General features: G+C 71.1%; 18 protein-coding genes and 1 pseudogene. 13 read left to right on the top strand and 6 right to left on the bottom strand.

Annotation, left to right across the window (positions count from 1 at the left end; all coding sequences use genetic code 11):
- The first annotated feature begins 158 nt into the window (after positions 1 to 158).
- Together OG430_RS04355 and OG430_RS04350 are read left to right on the top strand one after the other, a co-directional pair.
- Positions 159 to 2,336: a glycoside hydrolase family 3 protein gene (locus tag OG430_RS04355; protein ID WP_442816437.1), complete on the top strand. Its 2,178-nt coding sequence runs from the start codon at positions 159 to 161 to the stop codon at positions 2,334 to 2,336.
- A gap of 209 nt (positions 2,337 to 2,545) precedes the next feature.
- The gene (locus OG430_RS04350) at positions 2,546 to 3,838 is read left to right on the top strand and encodes an MFS transporter (protein ID WP_327351053.1); all 1,293 of its coding nucleotides are present in this window, start codon (positions 2,546 to 2,548) and stop codon (positions 3,836 to 3,838) included.
- A 6-nt stretch (positions 3,839 to 3,844) separates the two neighbouring features.
- Here the strand turns inward: OG430_RS04350 and OG430_RS04345 are convergent, their stop codons facing one another.
- On the bottom strand, positions 3,845 to 5,962 hold the full coding sequence (locus OG430_RS04345) for an FUSC family protein (protein WP_327351052.1): 2,118 nt from the start codon (positions 5,960 to 5,962) through the stop codon (positions 3,845 to 3,847).
- Positions 5,963 to 6,249: 287 nt separating this feature from the next.
- Between OG430_RS04345 and OG430_RS04340 the strand changes: the two genes are divergently transcribed.
- The 7 genes from OG430_RS04340 to OG430_RS04310 all read left to right on the top strand — a co-directional run bounded on the left by OG430_RS04340 (position 6,250) and on the right by OG430_RS04310 (position 13,941).
- Complete coding sequence (locus OG430_RS04340) at positions 6,250 to 7,278, top strand: LacI family DNA-binding transcriptional regulator (protein ID WP_327351051.1); 1,029 nt, start codon at positions 6,250 to 6,252, stop codon at positions 7,276 to 7,278.
- Entirely contained in the window at positions 7,275 to 8,804 is a 1,530-nt protein-coding gene (locus OG430_RS04335) for a sugar ABC transporter ATP-binding protein (protein WP_327351050.1), read from the top strand. Before OG430_RS04340 ends, OG430_RS04335 begins: the two co-directional genes overlap by 4 nt.
- On the top strand, positions 8,776 to 10,749 hold the full coding sequence (locus tag OG430_RS04330) for an ABC transporter permease/substrate-binding protein (RefSeq protein ID WP_442816436.1): 1,974 nt from the start codon (positions 8,776 to 8,778) through the stop codon (positions 10,747 to 10,749). The genes OG430_RS04335 and OG430_RS04330 overlap by 29 nt, the downstream gene beginning before the upstream one ends.
- 64 nt (positions 10,750 to 10,813) lie before the next feature.
- Complete coding sequence (locus OG430_RS04325) at positions 10,814 to 11,713, top strand: ribokinase (protein WP_327351048.1); 900 nt, start codon at positions 10,814 to 10,816, stop codon at positions 11,711 to 11,713.
- Complete coding sequence (gene rbsD, locus OG430_RS04320; RefSeq protein WP_327351047.1) at positions 11,710 to 12,099, top strand: D-ribose pyranase; 390 nt, start codon at positions 11,710 to 11,712, stop codon at positions 12,097 to 12,099. Before OG430_RS04325 ends, rbsD begins: the two co-directional genes overlap by 4 nt.
- A gap of 346 nt (positions 12,100 to 12,445) precedes the next feature.
- Positions 12,446 to 13,186 (top strand): GAF and ANTAR domain-containing protein, encoded by a 741-nt coding sequence (locus tag OG430_RS04315; protein ID WP_327351046.1) that lies wholly within the window; start codon positions 12,446 to 12,448, stop codon positions 13,184 to 13,186.
- A 47-nt stretch (positions 13,187 to 13,233) separates the two neighbouring features.
- Positions 13,234 to 13,941: an ANTAR domain-containing protein gene (locus OG430_RS04310; RefSeq protein ID WP_327351045.1), complete on the top strand. Its 708-nt coding sequence runs from the start codon at positions 13,234 to 13,236 to the stop codon at positions 13,939 to 13,941.
- 688 nt (positions 13,942 to 14,629) lie between these two features.
- Here OG430_RS04310 and OG430_RS04305 read toward each other — a convergent pair.
- The gene (locus tag OG430_RS04305; protein WP_327351044.1) at positions 14,630 to 16,027 is read right to left on the bottom strand and encodes a GntT/GntP/DsdX family permease; all 1,398 of its coding nucleotides are present in this window, start codon (positions 16,025 to 16,027) and stop codon (positions 14,630 to 14,632) included.
- A gap of 40 nt (positions 16,028 to 16,067) precedes the next feature.
- Complete coding sequence (locus OG430_RS04300; RefSeq protein ID WP_327351043.1) at positions 16,068 to 16,604, bottom strand: gluconokinase; 537 nt, start codon at positions 16,602 to 16,604, stop codon at positions 16,068 to 16,070.
- Between the two features lie 149 nt (positions 16,605 to 16,753).
- Here OG430_RS04300 and OG430_RS04295 point away from each other — a divergent pair, with 149 nt between their 5' ends.
- Complete coding sequence (locus OG430_RS04295) at positions 16,754 to 17,455, top strand: FadR/GntR family transcriptional regulator (protein WP_327351042.1); 702 nt, start codon at positions 16,754 to 16,756, stop codon at positions 17,453 to 17,455.
- 165 nt (positions 17,456 to 17,620) lie between these two features.
- The gene (locus OG430_RS04290; protein ID WP_327351041.1) at positions 17,621 to 19,693 is read left to right on the top strand and encodes an InlB B-repeat-containing protein; all 2,073 of its coding nucleotides are present in this window, start codon (positions 17,621 to 17,623) and stop codon (positions 19,691 to 19,693) included.
- Positions 19,694 to 19,979: 286 nt separating this feature from the next.
- Here the strand turns inward: OG430_RS04290 and OG430_RS04285 are convergent, their stop codons facing one another.
- On the bottom strand, positions 19,980 to 20,651 hold the full coding sequence (locus tag OG430_RS04285; RefSeq protein ID WP_327351040.1) for a molybdopterin-dependent oxidoreductase: 672 nt from the start codon (positions 20,649 to 20,651) through the stop codon (positions 19,980 to 19,982).
- 318 nt (positions 20,652 to 20,969) lie between these two features.
- Between OG430_RS04285 and OG430_RS04280 the strand changes: the two genes are divergently transcribed.
- On the top strand, positions 20,970 to 21,323 hold the full coding sequence (locus OG430_RS04280) for a hypothetical protein (RefSeq protein WP_327351039.1): 354 nt from the start codon (positions 20,970 to 20,972) through the stop codon (positions 21,321 to 21,323).
- 15 nt (positions 21,324 to 21,338) lie between these two features.
- Here the strand turns inward: OG430_RS04280 and OG430_RS04275 are convergent, their stop codons facing one another.
- Together OG430_RS04275 and OG430_RS04270 are read right to left on the bottom strand one after the other, a co-directional pair.
- Positions 21,339 to 21,902, bottom strand: coding sequence for a cysteine hydrolase family protein (locus OG430_RS04275; RefSeq protein WP_327351038.1), 564 nt, complete (start codon positions 21,900 to 21,902; stop codon positions 21,339 to 21,341).
- 80 nt (positions 21,903 to 21,982) lie between these two features.
- The gene (locus OG430_RS04270; protein WP_327351037.1) at positions 21,983 to 23,431 is read right to left on the bottom strand and encodes a family 43 glycosylhydrolase; all 1,449 of its coding nucleotides are present in this window, start codon (positions 23,429 to 23,431) and stop codon (positions 21,983 to 21,985) included.
- A gap of 269 nt (positions 23,432 to 23,700) precedes the next feature.
- Between OG430_RS04270 and OG430_RS04265 the strand changes: the two are divergent.
- A pseudogene (locus tag OG430_RS04265) lies at positions 23,701 to 23,982 on the top strand (formate dehydrogenase accessory sulfurtransferase FdhD); the annotation flags it as partial.
- Positions 23,983 to 24,032: the final 50 nt, after the last annotated feature.

Here is a 24,032-nt window from a genome sequence, read left to right as displayed (position 1 = left end):
GCCCGGTGCGTTCGAAGGTTCAACGCAACTCCTTGACGGGAGCATGCCCGGACAGTTCAATCACGGCTTGAGATAAGCGAGTTGAACGGGAGTGCGTGTTTTGCGCACGGCCTCCCTTCACTTCGTGCCGCGTACGACTTCACGGCGAGGAGCCGCCCATGAGGCATGGCAGAGCCCTGCGAGTCAGACAGAGAACGGTGCTTCTGGCAGGCGGAGTTGCCGCCGCCCTCCTTGGGCAGCTGGTGCCCGCCTGGGCGGCGCCCGCTGCCGCGCCGGCGAAGCCCGACTACCTCGACGCCGGCCGGTCGACCGAGCGCAGGGTCGCCGACCTGCTCGGGCGGATGACGCTCGAGGAGAAGATCGGGCAGATGACCCAGGCCGAGCGGGCCGCGGTCGCCGACGACCCGACGAAGGTCAAGACGCAGCTCCTCGGCTCGCTCCTGTCCGGCGGTGGCTCGACGCCCGCGCAGAACACCCCCGCCGCCTGGGTGGAGATGGTCAACTCCTTCCAGGAGCAGGCGCTGCAGACCCGCCTGAAGATCCCGCTCCTGTACGGCATCGACGCCGTGCACGGCCACGGCAACGTGTACGGCGCCACCCTCTTCCCGCACAACGTCGGCCTCGGCGCCGCCCGCGACCCGAAGCTGACCGAACAGCTCGGCCGGGCCACCGCCGAGGAGGTCCGTGCCACCGGCATCCCCTGGAACTTCGCGCCCTGCCTGTGCGTGTCCCGCGACGAGCGCTGGGGCCGCAGCTACGAGAGCTTCAGCGAGGACCCGGCGCTGGTCGCCCGCATGTCCACGGCGATCGCCGGACTGCAGGGCGACGGCGGCCGCAAGGGCTATGACGACGACGAAGTCCTCGCCACCGCCAAGCACTTCGCAGGTGACGGCGGCACCCGGTACGACACCGCCACCGCCGAGGCGAACAAGGGCAAGCCCTGGTACGAGCAGAAGTACACCATCGACCAGGGCATCACGGTCACCAGCAAGTCCGACTTCGCCCGCCTGCAACTCGCGCCCTACCTGCCCGCCCTCAAGCAGCACGACGTCGGCAGTGTCATGCCGTCGTTCTCCAGCGTCGACTGGACCGAGGACGGCGTCGGCAACCCCACGAAGATGCACGCCAACCGGGACCTCCTGACCGGCACGCTGAAGGGCAAGTTCGACTTCGACGGGTTCGTGATCTCCGACTGGGAGGGCATCCACCAGATACCCGACCCGGACGACCCGGCCAACGCCGGCCTCACCGCGTACAAGGTCCGCACATCCGTGAACGCGGGCATCGACATGTTCATGGAGCCCAACACCTCAGCCCAGTTCCAGGAGTTGCTGCTCGCCGAGGTCAAGGCGGGACGCGTGTCGCAGGCGCGCGTCGATGACGCGGTGGGCCGCATCCTCGCCAAGAAGTTCGAGCTCGGTCTCTTCGAGGACCCGTACGCCTCCACCGACGACCTCGACCAGGTCGGCAGCCGCGCCCACCGCGCGCTGGCCCGCACGGCCGTCGCCAAGTCCCAGGTGTTGCTGAAGAATTCGGGCCGCGCGCTGCCGCTCGGCAAGAAGGACGGCATCTACGTGGCCGGACGCAACGCCGACGACATCGGCAACCAGGCCGGCGGCTGGACCATCAGCTGGCAGGGCGCATCGGGCGACACCGTCCCCGGCACCACGATCCTGGACGGCATCCGCGAGGTCGCCCCACAGGCCGACGTGACGTACAGCGCGGATGCCTCCGCCCCCGTCGGTGACGCGGACACCGCCGTGGTCGTCGTCGGTGAGACCCCGTACGCGGAGGGGTACGGGGACGTCGGCGGTCCCGAGTGCGGCTGGTGCGGCACCTCGCAGCAGGAGGAGAAGTCCCTCACGCTGCAGGCCGCCGACCAGGCCGTGGTCGACAAGGTCTGCGCCGAGGTGGCCACTTGCGTCGTCCTGGTGGTCTCCGGACGCCCGCAGATCGTCGCCGACCCCGACGGCCGGATCGACGCGCTGGTCGCCTCCTGGCTGCCCGGCACCGAAGGCGCGGGCGTCGCGGACGTCCTCTTCGGCAAGAAGGCGTTCACCGGCCGGCTCCCGGTGACCTGGCCGGCCACTGCCGCGCAGGTGCCGATCAACGTCGGGGACAAGGAGTACCGGCCCGCCTACCCCTACGGCTGGGGGCTGCGCACCCGGGCCGCAGGCGGCAACGCGGAGGCGGTGGCCCTGGACCGGGCGCAGGCCGCGGTGGTCGCTGGGAAGGCCCCGGCGAACTGGGCCCGCCTGATCGCGGACGCCGAGCAGGCGCTGCAGGCGGGGGACCGGGCGGCAGCCCGGACTCTGCTGGCGAAGGTGAGCCGCTGAGTCGCACGGAGCCGGTTCGATGAACGGCCCGCTGCCGTGGGGGAGTTGAGCCCCGCGGCAGCGGGCCGCGAGCCCGGTACGCGTCGAACCCTCATGTGGCGGGACCGCCCGGACCAGGGTGCCCCGGAAGTGTGATGCGTGAGAGTGCTGCGGGTACTGACGAAAGTTGGTTGTCCGGAGCATTTGAGGGACGCGAAACTGTGTCCACCATGACTAGTGCTCCCGGGGACATATCCATCGCGCCAGGGGGCCTGTGGTCCCGCAACTTCTCGTTCTTCTTCGCCGCCCGTGGCATCGCCCGGCTCGGCGACACGATGGCGCCGGTGGCGCTGGCCGCCGGGCTGGTGCTGAGCGGATACGGGGCCGGGGTGGTGGGGGCCGTACTGGCCAGCATGACGGCCTGCTTCGCCGGGTTCGTCGTCTTCGGCGGCGTGATCGCCGACCGGGTGAACAACCGGCTGTTGATGATCGGGGCGGACCTGGTACGCGTCGCCGTGCAGGCCGTCATGGCCGGGCTTTTCTTCACCCACCACATCGTCGTCTGGCAGATCTGTCTGCTGTCCGCCGTCAACGGCGTCTGCGCCGCGCTCTTCCAGCCCGGCCTGCCCACCCTCATCCCGCGGATCGCCGTGGACGTACAGGGCGCCAACGGTGCCATCCGCACCATCGAGTCCCTGATGACCATGGCGGGTCCCGCGGTGGCCGGTGCGCTGGTGGGACTCACCGAGCCGGGTGGGGTCTTCGTCGTGTACGCCTGCACGTATCTCGTGAGCGCCGTCTGTCTGGCGCTGCTGCGGCTGCCGCCTGCGGACCGTTCCACGGCGGCGAAGGGGAACTCCTTCCGGTCCGATCTGGTGCAGGGCTGGCAGGAGTTCCGCTCCCGCACCTGGCTCTGGGGCGTCATCGTGATCTGGATGGTCCTCATGATCGCGTCCTGGGGGCCGATGATCCCGCTGATCGCGACCGAGGTCGTCTCCGAGCACGGTCCCCGCACGCTCGGTCTGGTCAACTCGGCCATGGGCGCCGGCATGGTGGTGGGCGCGCTCCTCGCCATGCGGGTGCGGCCGGTGCGGCCCCTGCGGGCCGGTTCCGTCGCGCTGCTCTTGTACTGGCTGCAGCCGGCGTCGGTGGCGCTCGATCTGCCGGTGCCGCTGATCGCCGCGGGGCTCGCGGCCGCCGGTGCGGCCAACGCCTTTTGGGGCGTGATGTGGACGACCAGCATCCTGACCCAGGTGCCGACCGACGTACGCAGCCGGGTGCATGCCTATGACGTGGCCGGGTCGGTGGCGATGCTGCCGGTGGGCCAGGCCCTCGCCGGGCCCGCGTCGGAGCTCTTCGGGGCGCGCGAAGTGCTCGGGTTCAACGCGGTGATGGCGATGGGGGTGGCGGTGGCGCTGCTGTCCGTGCCGGCGATCCGCAATCTGCGCAGGGTGGACGGCCGGGGGACAACCGACGCCGCCCCGGCCGCAGTTGAGGAACCGGCCGGCCGAAAGACCCGATGAGGCCTGTCAGCGCCCGCCCTCGCGACGGGATGCGTGGCTGGTGCCGGTCATGGGTGGTGCGGCGTACTCCAGCGCGGTGGAGAGCTCGTCCAGGCTGGTGAGGAGGAGGTCGCCGGCGCGGTGCACCAACTCGTCCGAGGGGGTGGCGCCGTTCCAGGAAGCGAGGGATGCGCGGACCGGTTCCCAGGTGGGGATGCGGTGGTCGCGTACCGCACGGGCCGCGTCCTGTGCCGACTGCTGCAGGGCGTCGGCCAAGGGAGCCGCGGCCGGCAGCGGGGTGCTGCCGGGGTCCGGGAGGTGTGCTTCCAGGAGCATGGTGATCCGGGCGAACTCGGCGAGGGCGTGCTCGGCTCCTTCGACCGTGGCGTGGGCGATACCGCGGTGGCGTACGGGTTCCTGCTCGGCGAGGGCCACGGCGCTGCGCCAGTCGAGCAGGACGGTACGGGCGGTGAGGAGGGCTTCGCGCGTCTGGCGGGCGGTGCGCTCGGTGGGTTCGGCGTGGTGGCGCACGACGGCGGCCGCGTAGGCGAGGTCGGCCTTGATCCAGTCGGCGAGGCGGGTACGCAGGCGAGGCGTCTCCCAGGACGGGTAGATCGCGTACGCCAGCATCGCCAGGCAGCCGCCGATCAGGGTCAGGACGAGGCGGGCGGGCACCGACTGGTCGAGGCCCACGCCGGCCATGCCGAGCGTGAAGACGGTGTACCCGGACGCCGCGGCCTGCACGGGCGCGTACCCCGTGTACATGAACAGCAGGATCAGTCCGCCACAGATCACTGACATGATTCCGGCCACGAGGGGCCCGGGGTGGGCGAGTTGGACGATCGTGCCCGCGACGATCAGGCCGACGAGGGTGCCGCCGAGGCGGGCCGAGGCCCGGCTGTAGGTCTGGGAGAACCCGGGGCGCATGATCAGGAGGGCGACCAGGGGGACCCAGTAGCTGTGCCCGAAGGGCAGGGCGCGGCCGATGAGGTCGCCCACCACGACGACGACCGTGGCCCGCAGCGCGTGCCGCAACACCGGGGAGTCGCGGTGCAGTTGGCCGCGTACCGTGCGGACGGCGCGCTTGGCCTGGTCGAGCAGGGAAGGGCGTACGAGCGCGTTGCCGACGTCCGCCGGTCGGGGCCCGCCGCCCTGGGTGTGGTCGCCGCGGGCGGTGTCGACGACGTCGTGCAGCAGGGCGCGCAGGCGGGTGGCCGCGTGCTCGGCCGTGCCGGTGAGGACGTGCCCGCTCTCGGGAATCCGGATGGCGGCGAGGGCCTGCGGGGGCAGTCGGACGGGGCGGCCCTGGCGGATCGCCTCGGCCGCGGCGTCCAGGATGTCGGCTGCCGCGTCGAGCAGTTCGTCGACCCGCTCGCGCTCCAAGGTCTGTTCGGGTCCGGTGACCGACGGGTCGGCGAGCGAGCCGAGCACCGGCCGCAGCAGCTCGGCCAGGCCCCGGGCGCCGTGCAGTTCGGCCGGGCGGCGGCGCACCTGGCGGGCGCTGAGCGAGGCCGCGTCGCGGGCCTGGGCGAACGGGCCCGGGGTGAACGGTGCCGCCGGGTCGACCCGCAGCCGGCGGGCGTAGTCGGCCTCGGCGGCCAGGGCGTCGGCGAGCGCGTCGCGGTGGCGCCCCCAGCGCCGGATCGGGAAGAGCACCACCAGGGCCGCCTGCACCAGACCGCCTGCGGTCATCAGCGCGGCCTGCCCCAGCGACTGTGTGACGGTGGCCGGCAGCGTGACGGTCACCAGCATCACCGCGGCGTTGGTCGTACCGAGGCTGCCCGCGTTGGCACCCAGCGACCAGGCCATGCCGCCCAGGAACGTCCACAGGGCCACCACGGCGAGGAACAGCGGCAGGTGGCCGCCGGTGAGATAGCTCAGGAAGCTCGTCACGCCGAGGGTCAGCGCGGAGACCACCGGGAGCACCGGGTCCGGCCGCCAGCTGCGCTGGAACACCGCGATCCCGCCGAGCAGCGCGCCGTAGGCGGCACCCGCCGCCGCGGTCCCGCCGAACAGCCACAGGGCGACACACCCCGACAGTGCGAGCCCGGCCGTCGCGCGCAGCGTGACCAGCGGTTCGAGCCTGGTGCGCTCCACTCGTAGGCCGGAGCGGGCGGTGTCCTTCAGCGTGTTCGTCCAGCCCATGGCGCGAGAATACGTGCCAAACACGGGCGAATCTCCAAGAATCGGCCCGAACAGTGCCATCTCTAGGCGCATTTCACTGCGCTTCCCCGGGTCGAGCGATCCGTTGGCTGCCACGCCCCGCGGTGATCGACTCCATCACGATCAGGTCACGACATCCGGATCGGTCCAGGTAAGGGGTTGTCAGGCGCCCATGTAATCGATTCCAATCCCTCGTGTAATCGATTCCACGCACATGTGCGCCGAGCACCTTGCACATGAGCCCCGCAGCCACAAGGAGGTGGCTCGCGATGGCGAGCATCAAGGACGTCGCGGCCGCGGCAGGCGTCTCCGTCGCCACGGTCTCCCGCGCCCTCAACGGACATCCGTCCGTCAGCCCGGACGCCCGGGCCCGGGTCATGGCCGCCGTGGAGTCGCTCGGCTACCGGCCCAACGCCGTGGCCCGCTCCCTGCGCACCGACCAGACCCGCACGCTCGGCCTGGTCATCAGCGACGTACTCAATCCGTACTTCACCGAACTGGCCCGCTCCGTCGAGGAGGAGGCCCGCGCCCTCGGCTACAGCGTCATCATCGGGAACGCCGACGAACAGCAGGAGCTCCAGGACCACCACGTACGGACCCTCCTGGACCGGCGCATCGACGGGCTGCTGGTCTCGCCCACCGACGGCGGCTCCCCGCTGATCCTCGACGCGGTGCGGGCCGGGACGCCGATGGTGTTCGTGGACCGGTGGATCCCCGGCGTCGACGTGCCCGTGGTGCGCTCCGACGGGCGGGCGGCCGTACGGGACCTCGTCGCGCATCTGCACCGGCTCGGGCACCGCCGGCTCGCGATCATCGCGGGTCCCGCCGCCACCACGACCGGCAGTGAGCGCGTCGCCGCGTTCCGGGAGGCGCTCGCCTCGTACGCGATCGAGCTGCCCGACGCCTACATCGGCCAGGGCGACTTCCAGGCCGACAGCGGGCGCCGGGTCACCGACGGCTTCCTCGACCTGCCCGAGCCGCCCCAAGTGGTGTTCGCCGCCGACAACTTGATGGCCCTGGGCGCCCTGGACGCGATCCGCGCGCGTGGGCTGCGGGTGCCGGACGACATCGCGCTCGCGGCGTTCGACGACATCGCCTGGTTCGTGCACACCGATCCGCCGATCACCGCGATCGCCCAGCCGACGAAGGACCTCGGACGGGCCGCCGTACGCGCCCTCGTCGACCGCATCGAGGGCAGAGAGCCGCAGTCGGTGACCCTGCCCGCCCACCTCGTCGTACGCCGTTCCTGCGGCGAGCCCCCACAACCGCCCGCCTCGACGGAGAGGAGCACCCGATGAAACGGCAGAGCGAACCGGACGAATTGCTGCGTATCGAAGGGATACGCAAGACCTTCCCGGGCGTGGTCGCGCTCGACAGTGTCGACTTCGACCTGCGCCGCGGCGAGGTGCACGTCCTGCTCGGTGAGAACGGGGCCGGCAAGAGCACGCTGATCAAGATGCTCTCCGGCGCCTACACGCCCGACGAGGGCCGCATCACCGTCGACGGCGAGCAGGTCCGCATCCATGGTGCGCAGGACGCCGAGCGGCTCGGGATCGCCACGATCTACCAGGAGTTCAACCTGGTCCCCGATCTGACGGTCGCCGAGAACATCTTCCTGGGCCGCCAGCCGCGCCGCTTCGGGATGATCGACCGCAAGAAGATGGAGGTGGACGCCGAGGAGCTGCTTGCGCGGGTGGGCGTCGCGGTGTCGCCCCGCGCGCTCGTGCGCGAACTCGGCATCGCCCGGCTGCAGATGGTCGAGATCGCCAAGGCGCTGAGCCTGCGCGCCCGCGTGCTGATCATGGACGAGCCGACGGCCGTCCTCACCTCAGAGGAGGTCGACAAGCTCTTCGCCATCGTGCGCTCGCTGCGCGCGGACGGCGTCGGGATCGTCTTCATCACCCACCACCTGGAGGAGATCGCGGCACTCGGCGACCGGGTGACCGTCATCCGCGACGGCCGCAGTGTCGGACAGGTCCCGGCATCGACGCCCGAGGACGAGCTCGTACGCCTCATGGTGGGGCGCAGCATCGAGCAGCAGTACCCGCGCGAACGCCCCGACACGGGCGGCGCGTTGCTGAAGGTCGAGGGGCTGACCCGGGACGGCGTCTTCCACGACGTGAGCTTTGAGGTCCGCTCCGGCGAGGTCGTGGGCATCGCGGGCCTCGTGGGCGCGGGACGTACCGAGGTCGTACGCGCGGTCTTCGGCGCCGATCCCTACGACGCCGGCAGCGTGGAGGTCGCCGGGGCCCGGCTGCCGCGCCACGACGTGAACGCCGCCATGGCCGCGGGCGTCGGCCTGGTGCCCGAGGACCGCAAGGGCCAGGGCCTCGTCCTCGACCAGTCGGTGGAGGAGAACCTGGGCCTGGTCACGATGCGGACCGCGACCCGCGCCGGGTTCGTCGACCGCAAGGGGCAGCACACCGCCGCCGCCGGGATCGCCGAGCAACTGGGCGTACGCATGGCGGGACTTGGCCAGCACGTGCGCACGCTCTCCGGCGGCAACCAGCAGAAGGTCGTCATCGGCAAGTGGCTGCTCGCCGACATCAAGGTGCTCATCCTCGACGAGCCGACCCGCGGCATCGACGTCGGCGCGAAGGTCGAGATCTACCAGCTCGTCAACGAGCTCACCGCGGCCGGGCACGCCGTGCTCATGATCTCCAGCGATCTGCCCGAAGTGCTCGGCATGAGCGACCGGGTCCTCGTCATGGCGCAGGGCCGGATCGCCGGTGAACTCGCCGCCGACGAAGCCACCCAGGACTCCGTGATGGCCCTCGCGGTCACCAACACCACACATGAGGAGGAGGGCTCCCGTGACCACTGACGCGCAACCGATCGGCAAGAGCACGACCACCAAGGGCGGGGGCCTGCTGCGGCTGCTCCTCGACAACGGCGCACTCACCGCGCTCGTCGCCCTCGTCGTGGCGATGTCGCTGCTCTCCGGCGACTTCCTGACCACCCAGAACCTGCTGAACGTCGGCGTACAGGCCGCCGTCACCGCGATCCTCGCGTTCGGCGTCACCTTCGTCATCGTCTCGGCGGGCATCGACCTGTCCGTCGGCTCGGTGGCGGCCCTGTCGGCGACCGTCCTCGCATGGGCGGCCACCAACGAGGGAGTGCCGGTCGCGATAGCCGTGCTCCTCGCCGTCGCCACCGGTCTGGCCTGCGGGTTCGTCAACGGCGCGCTGATCTCGTACGGCAAACTCCCGCCGTTCATCGCCACCTTGGCGATGCTGTCGATCGGCCGCGGTCTCTCCCTCGTCATCTCGCAGGGCAGCCCGATCGCGTTCCCCGAGTCGGTCTCGAAGCTGGGGGACACCCTGGGCGGCTGGCTGCCGGTGCCGGTCATCGTCATGGTCGTGATGGGGCTCATCACGGCGGTCGTTCTCGGGCGTACGTTCATCGGGCGTTCCATGTACGCGATCGGCGGCAACGAGGAGGCGGCCCGCCTTTCCGGGCTGCGCGTGAAGCGGCAGAAGCTCGTCATCTACGGCCTGTCGGGTCTGTTCGCGGCCGTCGCGGGCATCGTGCTCGCCTCCCGGCTCACCTCCGCGCAGCCGCAGGCCGCACAGGGCTACGAGCTGGACGCCATCGCCGCCGTCGTCATCGGCGGTGCCTCGCTGGCCGGTGGTGTGGGCAAGGCGTCGGGCACGCTGATCGGTGCGCTGATCCTCGCCGTGCTCCGCAACGGCCTCAACCTCCTTTCCGTGTCCGCCTTCTGGCAGCAGGTCGTCATCGGTGTCGTGATCGCCCTGGCGGTGCTGCTCGACACGGTGCGCCGCAAGGCCGGTGCCACGCCGGTCGCCGCGGGTGCTTCGTCCGGTGGTCCGCGTGGCAAACAGGCACTGCAGTACGTGATCGCCGCCGTGGTCGCCGCGGCGATGGTCGGCGGACTCGCCCTGTGGAACAGCACCTCCTCGTCCGGCGGCAAGGACCTCAAGCTGGGCATGGCCGTCTCCACGCTCAACAACCCGTTCTTCACCGAGATGCGGGCCGGCGCCCAGGCCGAGGCCAAGAAGCAGGGCATCGACCTGACCGTCACCGACGCGCAGAACGACGCCTCCCAACAAGCCAACCAGCTGCAGAACTTCACCAGCGGCTCCATGAGCGCCGTCATCGTCAACCCGGTCGACTCCGACGCGGTGGGCCCCTCCGTGCGCGGCGCCAACAAGGCGGGCATCCCGGTCGTCGCCGCCGACCGCGGTGTCAACAAGGCCGAGACGGCCACCCTCGTCGCCTCCGACAACGTCGCGGGCGGCCGGCAGGCCGCGAAGACCCTCGCCGACAAGCTGGGCGGCAAGGGCAAGATCGTGATCCTGCAGGGGCAGGCCGGCACCTCCGCCAGCCGCGAGCGCGGCCAGGGCTTCGCCGAGGGCATCAAGGAGTATCCGGGCATCGAGGTGGTCGCCAAGCAGCCCGCGGACTTCGACCGCACCAAGGGCCTGGACGTCATGACGAACCTGCTCCAGTCGCACGCCGACGTCGACGGCGTCTTCGCCGAGAACGACGAGATGGCGCTCGGCGCGGTCAAGGCGCTGGGCGCCAAGGCCGGCAAGCAGGTCGCGGTCGTCGGCTTCGACGGCACGCCGGACGGACTCAAGGCGGTCGAGGCGGGCACGCTGTACGCGTCGGTGGCGCAGCAGCCGCGCGAACTCGGCAGGATGGCCGTGCAGAACGCGATCAAGGCGGCACAGGACAAGAAGATCGCGGCAGTCGTGAAGGTGCCGGTGAAGGTCGTGACGGCCAAGAACGTGGCCGACTTCCAGTGAGCGGCGCCCTCATCGGCTGACCCCGCCCCGAGCGACGTACGACATGCGAAAGAGGCACGACAGGATGTACGACTACGAGCTGTTGGTCGTCGGTTCGGCCAACGCCGATCTGGTGGTGGGCGTCGAGCGGCGCCCCGCCGCCGGGGAGACCGTGCTCGGCTCCGACCTGGTGGTCCACCCCGGCGGCAAGGGCGCCAACCAGGCGGTCGCCGCCGCCCGGCTCGGGGCCCGCACGGCGCTGCTGGCGCGGGTCGGCGACGACGGACACGGGGCGCTGCTCCGGCAGTCCCTGGAATCGGCGGGTGTCGACACCTCGGCGGTCCTGGTCGGCGGGGCGCCCACCGGGGTCGCGCTGATCACCGTGGATCCGTCCGGGGACAACAGCATCGTGGTGTCCCCGGGGGCCAACGGTCGGCTGACGCCGGCCGATGTGCGGGCTGCGGCCCCGCTCTTCGCGCGGGCCCAGGTGGTGTCCACGCTGTTGGAGATCCCGCTGGAGACGGTCGCGGAGGTCGCGCGGGTACTTGCCCCGGGAGCGCGCCTGGTGCTCAATCCGTCGCCGCCCGCCCCGTTGCCGGACGAGGTTCTCGCGGCCTGCGACCCGCTGATCGTCAATGAGCACGAGGCCAAGGCCATCCTCGGTGCGGATTTCGGCGGCGAGCCCGAGGACTGGGCACAGGCCCTGCGCGCGCTCGGCCCGCGCTCGGTCGTCATCACGCTGGGCTCCCAAGGCGCGCTCGTCGCGGACGCGGCAGGCTCGGCGCGGGTGCCGTCCGTGAAGGTCGACGCCGTGGACACCACGGGCGCCGGCGACGCGTTCACGGCGGCCCTCGCCTGGCGGCTCGGAGCCGGTGACCCGCTCGCCGACGCCGCGGCGTACGCGGCCCGGGTCGGTGCCGCCGCCGTCACGAAGGAGGGCGCGCAGGCGTCGTATCCGACCGCCGAGGAGGTCGCGGCGCTGTGAAGAGGTCCGGGATTCTCAATCGTCATCTGGCGGGCGCCGTCGCCGAGTTGGGGCACGGGGACGGGGTCCTGGTGTGCGACGCCGGGATGCCGATCCCGGCGGGGCCGCGCATCGTGGACCTCGCCTTCCGGGCCGGGGTGCCGTCGTTCGCCGAGGTGCTCGACGGGCTGCTCGACGAGCTGGTGGTGGAGGCGGGGACCGCGGCGCGCGAGGTGCGGGCCGCCAACGCCGAGGCGGCGAGCCTGCTGCAGGCGCGGGTGCCGTCGCTCTCCTTCGTCACCCACGAGGAGCTCAAGGCGCTGTCGACGGGCGCGCGGCTGGTCGTACGGACCGGGGAGGCGCGGCCCTTCGCCAACGTGTTGCTGCGCTGCGGGGTCTTCTTCTGACGCATGAATGCCGGATTCCGCGGCCGCCGACGAGTCCGGCCGTCGAGGCCCGGAAGTCGGCGGGAGACAGGCGCTCCGGGGAGGTACCAGCGGTAGCCTGAGGGGGACTCCGTTGATACCTCCACCAACGTGCGCTTCCGTGTGATGCCGGTGTTCGGCGACGATGCGCTCGGGGAGGAAACGGACTTTCGTCAGCGGACGTACCCGGCCCCGTGCGGACGACCCACACCTACACACCGCTGCCCGCTGCCCGCTGCCCGCTGCCCGCTGTCTGACTGGCGTGCGCAGCTCGTGACTGGCGGCATCCCGCGGAGTGTTTCCTTGAAGAAGGGGCGGTGCGACCGTCATGCCCGAGACGCCGCGTGAGGAGCGGCTTGCGTCCGCCTTCGTCGAACTCACCAACACCCTGGTGCGCGACTTCGACGTGATCGGATTCCTCCACACACTCAGCGAACACTGTGTGGACCTGCTGGATGTGGCGGCGGCCGGTGTGCTGCTCGGCATCCCGCTCGGCCGGGCGGTGGAGGCCGCCGCGTCCGACGAACGTAACTACGCGCTGGAGTTGGCGGGCGCCGAATGGGACGAGGGTCCGTGCCGGGACTGCTTCCATGCCCGCACGCCCATCGACGACGTCCGCCTGGACACGGAGGATGCCCGCATCCGCTGGCCCCATTTCGCCCCGCACGCCCTGCAGTTGGGCTTCACCTCCGTGGTCGCGGCTCCACTGCGCTGGCAGGAGCAGGTGATCGGCGCGCTCAACCTGTTCCGCAGCGAGCCCGGTCCGCTCGACGCCGGTCAGCTGCACCTGGCTCAGGCTCTGGCGGACACGGCCACTATCGGCATCCTCCAACAACGCGCGGCGCACGAGCAGATGACCGTGATCGCACAGCTGCAGCAGGCACTGGACTCGCGGATCATCATCGAACAGGCCAAGGGATACCTCGCCCACCGCCGGCAGAGCAACGTGGACGAGGCATTCACGCGCATGCGCAACCACGCCCGCACCCAAGGGGTCAAACTCATCGACGTGGCCCGCCAGGTCCTGAACGGCACCGCAGGGATCAGCCTGCTGGATTCCGAGGGATGAAGCCGCTGCCGGGCCCGGCCCGGTAGCAGGTGAGGACGGGACACGCCATGCCGTACCCGATCACGGCTTCCTTAATGCTTGCCCTGGACAACCACAGGGGTCCGGGCCTGCCCACCCTGCCGCTCCGGCAAGCCGGCCGGGAACTCGGCCTCGACGGGCTGGCCTTTGTGCTGGCCCCGGGCGGCAGGCCCGGTGAACTCGTGCAGGCCTTCGGCGAGTTCACCGTGTCCCTGGAAGACCTGCAGCTGACCCAGGGTCAGGGACCCAGCCCCGACGCGGCCCTGCGCGGCACCATCATCCTCGTCCCCGAGATGGCCCTGCTCGACGCCACCCGCTGGCCCGGGCTGCCCGGCCCGGTCCTGGCGCTCGGCGTGCGCGCCGTGTTCGCCTTCCCGTTGCGCATCGGGATCATCGCGATCGGCGTCCTGACCGGCCACCGCACCAGCCCTGGCCCGATGACCACGGACCAGTTGACCGCCGCGTTGACCGTGGCCGACCTGCTCGCCCAGTACCTCGTCAGCCGCGTTTCCGATCCCGCTGACGCGTACAGAATTCTGGACGGCACCAGCCTGCACTTCGCCGAGGTGCACCAGGCCACCGGCATGCTCGCCGCCCAACTCGGCGTCGACTGCGCACAGGCGCTGGCCCGGCTGCGCGGCCACGCCTTCCGCCACGACCAGCTGCTGCTCACCATCGCCCGTCAGGTCCTTGCGCACCGGGTTCACCTGGACGCCGACGACGCCAAGGGCAATTGACGTCATGCCCTATCGGGCTTCGCACTTGAGTACTAGCGTGGGCCGTGCGGCCCCGGTCCCCGGTCGACCCACTGCCTCCTGATACGCCTTCCGGGCTCTTGTTCCGCAGCCCGCTGCTTCGGTCGAGGCACCTCCCCGCTGACCCAGCGGCGAGCACGCATCACACCCGGCACGGCCGGGCACGATGATCTCAGGGATCAACGGGTGTGGAACGCCCAAAGAAGCGCCCGTTGTGAGACGGCCGCCGCCGGAGGAATACGCCAACATCGGCGGCGGCCTCAGGCGCGGGAACCGCGTGGCTCCCCTTCCACGCGGTCCTCGCACCCCACCGTCCTCACCGGCATCCGGAGTGCGCGGGAGTACACCCCGGCTCAAACAGGCCGGGAGGACGGTAGGCCGGAACCGCCGTGAGTCGGCGCATGCGCGGCTCCGGCCGCCCTGACGTGCGGAGTGTGGTGGGGCCCGGGTCCAGGGGCCGAAGCAGACGGGGGACATGGCGGCCGACGGACTGGCACGGCCCGCATGCCCCGGTACTTCGCATGTTAGAGACGGGCTGGCAATAAGCAACACCGCGCGAGCGGCCACCTGTTGGCAACAGGCGGCGCCGCACCCGGAGCATGCGAAATCCCCGGCCGTACGGACGACGACGGCCGGGGATCCTCGTGCTCTGCGCGCTCTGCGTAAGGCGCTAGATCACCAAGGACAGCAGCAGCACCAGGCCGCCGGCCACGACCGAGATGATCGTCTCCATCACCGACCAAGTCTTGATCGTCTGGCCGACGTTCATGCCGAAGTACTCCTTCACCAGCCAGAACCCCGCGTCGTTCACATGGCTGAAGAAGAGCGAACCGGCACCGATCGCGAGGACGAGGAGCGCCGCGTGGGCGGTCGACATGTCGGCCGCGAGCGGAGCCACCAGACCGGCGGCCGACACCGTCGCGACGGTCGCCGAACCCGTGGCGAGGCGGATCACCACGGCGATCAGCCAGGCGAGCAGGAGCGCCGGGATCGACCAGTCCTCGGAGATGTCCAGGACCATCTTCCCCACGCCGGAGTCGATGAGCGTCTGCTTGAAGCCGCCGCCCGCGCCGACGATCAGGAGGATGCCTGCGATGGGGGCGAGGGACTTCTCGACGGTCGTGGACAGCCGCCCCTTGCTGAACCCGGCGGCGCGGCCGAGCGTGAACATGCCCACGAGCACCGCGGCGAGCAGCGCGATCAGCGGAGAGCCGATGACGTCGAAGACCCGCTGCACGCTGTGCTCGGGGTCGTCCACGACGATGTCCACCAGTGCCTTGGCCAGCATCAGGACGACGGGCAGCAGCACCGTGGCGATGGTGGCGCCGAAACCCGGGCGCTTGTCCAGGTCCTCGGACGGGCGCTGCGGCACCATCTTCTCCGGCACCGGGATGTCGACCCAGCGGGCCGCGACCTTCGAGAACAGCGGACCCGCGATGATCACCGTCGGGATCGCGACGAGCACGCCGAGGGCCAGGGTGACGCCCAGGTTGGCGCCGACGGCATCGATCGCGACCAGCGGGCCGGGGTGCGGCGGGATGAGCCCGTGCATCACGGAGAGGCCGGCCAGCGCCGGGATGCCGATCCGCATCAGCGAGTAGTTGCCGCGCTTGGCGACCATCAGCACGACCGGGATCAGCAGCACGATGCCGACCTCGAAGAAGAGCGGCAGGCCGATCACGCTCGCGATCAGCACGATCGCCCACGGCATGGACCGCCCGCCGGCCTTGGCGAGGATCGTGTCGACGATCTGGTCGGCGCCTCCGGAGTCGGCGAGCAGCTTGCCGAGGATCGCGCCGAGCGCGATCAGCACACCCACGCCCGCGACGGTGGCGCCGAGACCGGTGGTGAAGCTGGCGATGGCCTTGTCGAGCGGCGCGCCCGCGAAGGCCCCGAGCGCGAGCGAGCCGATGGTCAGCGCCAGGAAGGCGTGCACCTTGAACTTCGTGATGAGCAGGACGATGACGGCGATGCCCGCGAGGACGGCGATCCCCAGCTGGGCGTGGCCCGCCGAGGTGATCGGCTCGACGGGGTCCGCTGCCAGCATCTCGACGCTGAGTCTGGTCACGGTCTTTTCCCTTGTACGTGGTGGCAGGTGGGGGAGAGCGTTACTGCGAGGTCAGCTGTCCGCGCGGCTTTGCCCCGAGCTCACGCAGGGCGGCTGCGGCCCGCCCGGCGATCTCCTCGGGGCCGCCCGACACGTCGACGGCGACGCCCGCCTCGTCCGGGCCGAGCGGCTGGAGCGTGGCGAACTGCGAGTCGAGCAGGGCGGTGGGCATGAAGTGGCCGTGCCGGTGCGACATCCGGTCCTCGATGAGGCCCCGCTCACCGGTGAGATGGACGAAGACGAGGCCGGGGGCGGCGGAGCGCAGCCGGTCCCGGTAGCTCCGCTTCAGCGCCGAGCTGCTGACCACTCCGCCGAGCCCGCCTCGGCCGAGGGCCCAGGCGCCGATGGAGTCGAGCCAGGGCCACCGGTCCTCGTCGGTCAGCGGCGTACCGGCCGACATCTTGGCGATGTTCGCCTCGGGGTGGAAGTCGTCGCCCTCGGCGTAGGGAACGCCGAGATGTGCGGCGAGCAGGGGGCCGATCGTGGTCTTGCCCGTGCCGGCCACGCCCATGACTACGACGACGTGGGGGGTGTTCATCGCTGCCTCGCTGTCTTCTTTGACATCGGTCCGCACGGCGCCGGGCCGTGCGTCACGCCACTGAAACCCATTAGGTCTGATGAATTCAAGACCCTGTGACTTAAAAGTCAGACTTATTGCTTACGGAGGTCGCCTCGTAGGCTGACCCCATGACTGCACAGGCCCGAGGGCTGCACGCCCGCGTACTGGAAAGCCTCGGGCCCGCGATCACCGCGGGCGAGTACCCGCCCGGCAGCGTCCTGCGGACGGACGAGCTGTCCCAGGAGTTCGCGGTCTCGCGCTCCGTGATGCGCGAGGCCGTACGCGTACTGGAATCCATGCACCTGGTGGAGTCACGGCGCCGCGTCGGTGTCACCGTCCGGCCCACCGCCGAGTGGAACGTCTACGACCCGCAGGTCATCCGGTGGCGCCTGGCCGGGGCCGACCGGCCGCGCCAGCTGCGCTCGCTCACCGTGCTGCGCTCCGCCGTCGAACCGGCCGCCGCGGCCCTCGCCGCCAAGCACGCCACCGCCGCCCAGTGCGCGGCCCTCACCGAGTGCGCCATCGGCATGGTCGCCACCTCGCGCGGACAGCGGCTCGAGGAGTACCTGCGGCACGACGTCGAGTTCCACCGCATCGTCCTGAACGCCTCCGGCAACGAGATGTTCGCCCGGCTCGGCGACGTGGTCGCCGAAGTGCTCACCGGCCGCACCCACCACCAGGTGATGTTCGAGGACCCGGATCCGGCGGCGGTCACCCTGCACGTCAAGGTCGCCGAAGCGGTCCGCGAGGGCGACGCGGCCCGCGCCGAGGAACTGACCCGCGAGATCACGCTCGGCGCACTGGAGGAACTGGACGTGCTGGCGCCCTAGCTGTATTGACCTGTATCGGTTCGCCGGCCCGTGACCCGTATACAGGTCCTGGTCCACGTCGACCGGGTTCGGCCCAGGGAGTGACGTCCGGGTCGCTGCCGTGATCGACAGGCCCTTTCGAGGAACCCTCCTTGCGTTCTGATGGCCGATCAGGTGGAGGCTCGGATGGTCCGCTACAGGTGGACCGGCGCCTTGGTGCTGGGTGCGTTGGTGCTCGGTGCGGGCGTCGTGGTGGATCCCGCGTCGGCGCACGACAGCGGGCCGACGCCGCCGACGGGTGGCGTCATCACCCCCGAGACGGACGCCCGCCCCGCGGCAACTGCCGATGAGGGAACGGGAGTTGAGGTCGTCCGCTCGCGCACCGCACGCGTGGAGCCCGAGATGCTCGACCCGCTGTGCGGAGTCGGCGCGGGCCGGGAGGTGGTCTTCCCGCTCTTCGACGACGTCACCGTGCAGGCCGTGGAGGAGGGTCGGCGGAGGTCCGACGGGCGCATCGAGTGGAGCGGCACGGTGGACGGCGCCGTCGGCCAGGACGTGCTCGTCACGCTGGAAGGCGGCTGCGACCGCACCTCGGGCAACGAACACCTGAGCGCGCACTTCATGCTCGGCGGCGATGTGTACGCCATCGAGCCGGCCGCCCCCGGGCAGGTGACGGTCAGTCAACTCACGCCCATGGCCGAGGAGGACGAACCCCCGCTGAGCCCGCCCCCGGCCGGCCCACCGGCAGCCCGGCCCGCACCAGGCGCACCGCCGCTCGCCAAACCGCCCTGCAAGGGCGGCCGGCGCGTTTCCATGGTCGACGTGCTGGTCGGCTACACCCCCAAGGCGGTCAAGGAAGCGCGCGGCGACAAGCAGATGCGCGCCCAGGTGTCCCGCGCGGTGGCGCTGGCCAACGACGCCTTCGCGGACAGCGGCATCCGGGTGCGGCTGCGCCTGGTGCGCGCCACCCCGGTGAGCGTGCCCGCAGGCGTGGACGCCGCCGGCGAGAAGCTGCTGCGCGCCGTCGCCGACCCGAAGGACGGCATCGCCGACGGCCTGCACGCGCTGCGCGACCGGCACGGCGCGGACCTGGTGTCGGTGATCACGGGCGGACGCAACGCCGGCGGCATCGGCTACGTGCCCTCCGATCCCGGTCCGCGTACCGCCAACTACGGATTCACCGTGGTCGCCCAGAACGCGATCGGCCACTACTCCTTCGCCCACGAGATCGGGCACAACCTCGGCGCCTCGCACGACCGCGTCACCCAGCCCGTGCAGCCCCCGCCCTACGGGGCCAACGGCTACTTCCCGGCCGACGGCGACTGGTCGACGATCATGGCGTACGAGTCGGGCTGCCGAAAGGCCACCAAGGGCCGCTGCAACCGCATCAACCACTTCGAGACCCCCCACCGCACCTATCGCGGCACGGCCCTGGGCGTACCCCTCGGCAAACGCCAGGAGGCGGACACCGCCGACGTGTTCAACACCACCGGCAAGGCCGTGGCCGCGTACCGCCCGGCCAAGAGCGCCGCCGCACTGTGCGCCGTCGCCACCACCGTGTCGCCCAAGCGCGCGGGCACTGTCGAGGCGGCCCGGTCGGGCCCCTACCCGCACGGTTCGAGCAGCGTCTTCACCGCCACCGCCCGCAAGGGGTACGTCTTCCACCACTGGCTCCTGGACGGCCGCAAGGTCCCCGGCGGCGCGCACGGCGTACGCGTCGCGGTGAACGGCGACCGCACGCTCACCGCCGTCTTCCGCAAGGGCGCCACCCCCAAGTCGAAGGTGACCGTGAAGGCGGGCCGCGGCGGCACCGTGAAGAAGCGGCCGGCCAAGCGCGCCGAGGCCGAGGGAGCCGACCTGCTGTACGAGGCCGAGGCGGCCCCCGGCTGGCGGTTCGCGGGCTGGCAGCTGGACGGCTCGTACGCGGGCGAGGACGACACCATCGCCCTCGACGTCGGGCAGGACGACATGCGCCTGACCGCGCTGTTCGAACGCCGCAGGCACCACCTGGCATTGAGCACCGAGGGCGGCAAGGGCACCTTGTCCCTCTCCGAACCGGGCCCCTACGCCGACGGCGACACCGTCCACGTCACCGCCACCCCCGAGCCCGGCTACGTCTTCGCCGACTGGCTCCTCGACGGCAAGTCGTACGGCGGCGACGAGGAGCGGGCCAAGGGCGAGACGTCCTTCCTCTTCGACGAGCATTCGCACACCTTGACGGCCGTCTTCCGGTGCGGCTGCGAGGGCGGCGGCACCTGATCGTGAGGTCGCGGCACGGCGGGGGAGCCGACGCGCTCCACCGCCGGTTGACCGGTTGCCGAGTGGATCTGGAGACAGTGTGGGGGATCGCTCCAGCGGATCGGTCGGGTCAATGAAGCCCCGCACGGACCGGCACCACTTGGTCAGCCGGGATCCGCATGTCGCGCGTCCCCCTGCGCGGTGGCGATCGACGGCCGGGCCCCGCACCTCCCCCTGCGGGGCACCGGCCGCGCTTGCGCACCCCGGACCGCAGGCCGTCCGGCCGAGCGCACCGCGGGGATCGGTGTCACCGCGGTCGTACGCGACTGCCCCGGGCGCTCAGTGCGCGGATCGGCCCGATCAGTGCGCGGTAGACGGGCCGCACCGCACGGCCGGGGAGGAGGCGGTGGCGTTCCTCGTGCCAGACCCTGGCCCTGGGGTGCGACGCGATGGGCGACCAGCGGTCGGGGACCGGGGGTGCGGACGTGTGGAGTTCGATGCGGCAGAGGTGCTTCGTATTGATGAAGCCGTACTGGCGGGGGCTGACCAGCCGCACCGGAGCGCCATGGTCGCTGTCCAGCGGCCGGCCGTCGAGACGGTCGGCGATGAGCACGTCGCCGGCCAGCGCGTCCTCCAGCAACACGATCGACTGGAATCCGTCGAGGCCTTCGAAGACGAGATGGCTGATCGTCGTGTCCGGTGCGATCAGCGGTGCGACCTGGGCGCGGTAGAGGGTCTCGAACTTGACTCCTGCCCACCGCAGGCCGGTCGCCGACCAACCGGCGACACAGTGGAAGTCGGCTTCGATCTCCTGTTGCGGCAGTTTGGCGAGGTCGGTCACGTGCAGGGTGACGGCTTCGGTGACCGCCCCGCCGATCTCGATGACCGGGTCTGCGGGGACCGGCGGGGGCGGGTGGTGCAGGTGGGTGCCGAAGCGGGGGAAACCGACCACGGCACGTTGGCCTGGGGGGAGCGTCATGTCGATCCTCCGTCGAGCGTGTGACGATCACGGCTGCCATCGCCTGGTTCCACCGTGCCGCGCCCCGGAGGTCGAGACGTCACACCTGGGTCCCGACTCCGCGGTGCCTTCTCCGCCGTGCGGGGGAGAAGGCGTCCGCTTCGGCCGGCTCCGACCCGCGAGCCCGTTGCCCCGCACGCACTTTCCGCTGCCGCCGATGAGGCAGTCGGACGCTCCCGTACAGCCGGCGCGGTAGCGGCAGTTGAGGCAAGCACCCCAGTCCCAGGTGAGTACGCGCACGGATGTCCCGCCCCGCCCGCCGATGGTCGACTACGGCACATGACGAGAATTCCGCACGCCCGGGCCCGGATGACCGCCGTGCCGCGTGCCCGGCACCTGAGGCACGCCGCCCGTACGGGCTCCGCCCTCGCGGCGACGCTCGCGCCGTTGGTGGTCGGCGCCTTGCTGGCCAGGGCGTGTGCCACCGACCCGCTCACCTCGGTCAACGCGCTGATGACGAGCACCGGTGAGCGCGCCCGGCTGTCGCGGGCCGAGGCCCGCGCCTGCCTGAAGTCGGCCGGCAGGCACGGGCGTTCGGGACGAGGCGAGGGAGGGCTCGCGGGACGGTTCACGGGACGACGCGCGGGACGGTTCACCGGACGACGCGCGGGACGGAAGCCACCTCTGCTCTGACGGCAGTTGCTCCCGCTAGTGCGGCCCGATGGCTTTGACCCAGTCCTCGACGGCGAGGACGTCCGCCCACTGCGGGAACAGCTTCTCGGTGAGCATCGTGTGTACTTCGGGGTCGGTGTCGAGGCAGGCGTCCGCCAGGACGGTGAGGCCGAAGTCCAGGTCGACGGCGTGCCACAGGGTGGACAGCACCACCGCGCTGGTGGCGATGCCGGTGAGAACGAGACTGTCGATGTCGCGAGCCCTCAGCACCAGGTCGAGGTCGCTGCCGGAGAACGCGCTGCCCCGCCTCTTGGTGACCACGATGTCGCGCTCCTGCGGCGCGACTTCATCATGGATCTCGGTGCCGGGGGCACCCTCGCGGAACAGGCCGGCCCGCAGGACGTTGGCGAGCACCTTGTTGCGGGGGCCGGCCGCCGCGTCGCCCGGCCGTAACGTCATCACCACGTAGATCACGGGGATGCCTGCGGCCCGGGCCCCGTCGATCGCCCTGCGCAGGCGCGTCAGATATCCGGAACCGTCGTCGGCGATGGCCACGACGTCCCGTTGGACGTCCATCACCAGAAGCGCGCTGTTCGCCATGCGCACCGCCCCTTCTCCATCGGGAAACAAGAGCAAGTCTGGTGGATCGACCGAGACACGGCCGAGGATTCGTGATGTGTTCAGTCCGTGTAGACCTCCGCGCGGTCCACGCTCACGAACGAGGCCTGGGACTGGGAGTTGTGTTCGCCGGTCACGCGGATACGCAGCGTATGGCGGCCGTTCGGGAGCCGGGGGCTGAGGTACTGCAGGGTTTCGCCGGTGCGGATCGCGCCGTGGAAGTCGACGCGCTGCTCGGGTCCGCCGTCGATGCTGAGCGCCGCGATGCCGTTGCCGGTGTCGCGCACGGACAGCAGGGCGATGCGGGTTCCGGTGAAGGTGAACGTCGCCGTGTTCCCGGCCGTCTCGGTCCAGTGGTCGTCGCTCCAGAAGCACTGGGCGGCGCAGCCGGTGCCGGAGTTCCAGGTGCCCGTGTACGCCACGGTCCCGTCCCCGCTGGAGCGGCCGTCGTCATTGATCCAGTGATTGCCCGAGCCCGGATCCCCGGACGGCAGGTCTTGGGTCGCGCCCATCGCGAGCGGGCGCCCCAGGTGAGGACTGCCGTCGGCGTTCCAACTGATCTTCTGGGCGCGGGTGGTGCGGTCGGTGTAGGTGTACGCCGATGTGGTCTTGGCGTGATGGAGGAGCCAGTCCTGTGTGCCGTCGGGCGAGGTGAAGAAGGCGTGGTGGCCGGGGCCGTACACGCCGAGTTCGTCGGCGCGGGAGAAGACCGGGCCGGAGTGCTGGGTCCAGTTGCCGGGCACGAGGGGGTCGGCGGCGTCGGGCAGCGACATCATCCAGAGCTGGTAGTCGGGCTCTCCGGTGTCGCAGGTCGAATACGTCATCCAGGTACGGCCGTTGCGGTTCAGGAACTCCGGGCCCTCGCGGACCTCGGGGCAGCCGCCGGCGGCATTGAGGGCGACGGCGTCGCCCGAGACCGTGTACGGGTTCGACATCGGCGCGATGTTGAGGCCGTTGTGCTGGTACTGGTTGATGCCGCTGTAGGCGAGATAGAGGCGTCCGTCGTGCTGCAGGACGCCCGCGTCGATCGCGAAGTCGTCGGCGTGGTTCGGCGGCGCGAGCTTCGCCTTGAAGTGGTAGGGCCCGGCCGGGTCGTCGCGCTCCGACTCCAGAACGTACAGCCGGTGGTGGTCGTCGATGCCGTCGTCGGCGGTGTAGTAGAGGTACCAGCGGTCGCCGAAGCGGTAGAACTCCGGTGCCCAGATGTGCTGGTTGCGGGACGCGTCGGTGTCCGTCCACACCGTGATCGGTTCGGCGTCGAGCAGGGTGCCGAGCGACGGGGACCGCCACATCTTGATGCTGTCGCCCTGGGTGGTGGTCAGGTGGTAGGCGCCGTTCGCGTACGTCATGAACGGGTCGGGGCCCGTGTTGAGCGGATTGCGGAACGTGCCCGCGGCGGCAGGCGCGGGTGCGGGTCCCGCAGCGGTGGCCCGCGGGACCCAGACGAGGCCGGCCAGGAGGGCCAGGAGTGCGATGAGCAGCGCGCTTCGGGGACGGGAGCGGGTCTGCATGAGCGGCTCCTTACAACGATGTAAGTTCCACGGCTGAGGCGGACGGTAAGGAAGCCGCTGCGAGGTGTCAACGGGGCGTACACGAAAGCCCGTTGACCGATGGCCGCCCCGTCTGCTGAACGCCAGGCCGCCGTTGACCGGGTCCTGGTCGCCGACCAGGACGTGGACCGGCAGTTCGGACCAGATGCCCTGCGGGTCAGCCGGCGGCCCGAACGCGGCGGCCGCCAGCAGGCCCATCGACCCCTCGGTCAGCCCGAAACCGGACAGCGGGTCCGCGATTGCGCAACGGTCAGCTGCCCCTGCGCGGCCGGGTGCTGATGGTCAGCGGACGTGCGTCGTTCGAACTGACCCAGAAGGCCGCCATGGCCGGCGTCCCGGTCCTCGCGGCCGTGTCGGCCCCCTCGACCCTGGCCGTCGATCTCGCCTCGGAACTCGGGGTGACGCTCGTGGGCTTCCTGCGCGGGCGGCAGGCCAATGTGTACGCGGGGCAGGCGCGCCCGCGTACCCGAAGAGCACGAGGCCCGGGGAAGCGGCGTGAGGTGGTCAACTAGTCTGTCCGAGCAGGTCAGTGGGCAGATCAGTGGGCAGATCAGTCGTCAGA

The sequence above is a fragment of the Streptomyces sp. NBC_01304 genome (assembly GCF_035975855.1).
Classification (GTDB): domain Bacteria; phylum Actinomycetota; class Actinomycetes; order Streptomycetales; family Streptomycetaceae; genus Streptomyces.
Note: the sequence above shows the minus strand (reverse complement) of the source record. Positions and strands in the feature narration are given on the sequence as shown.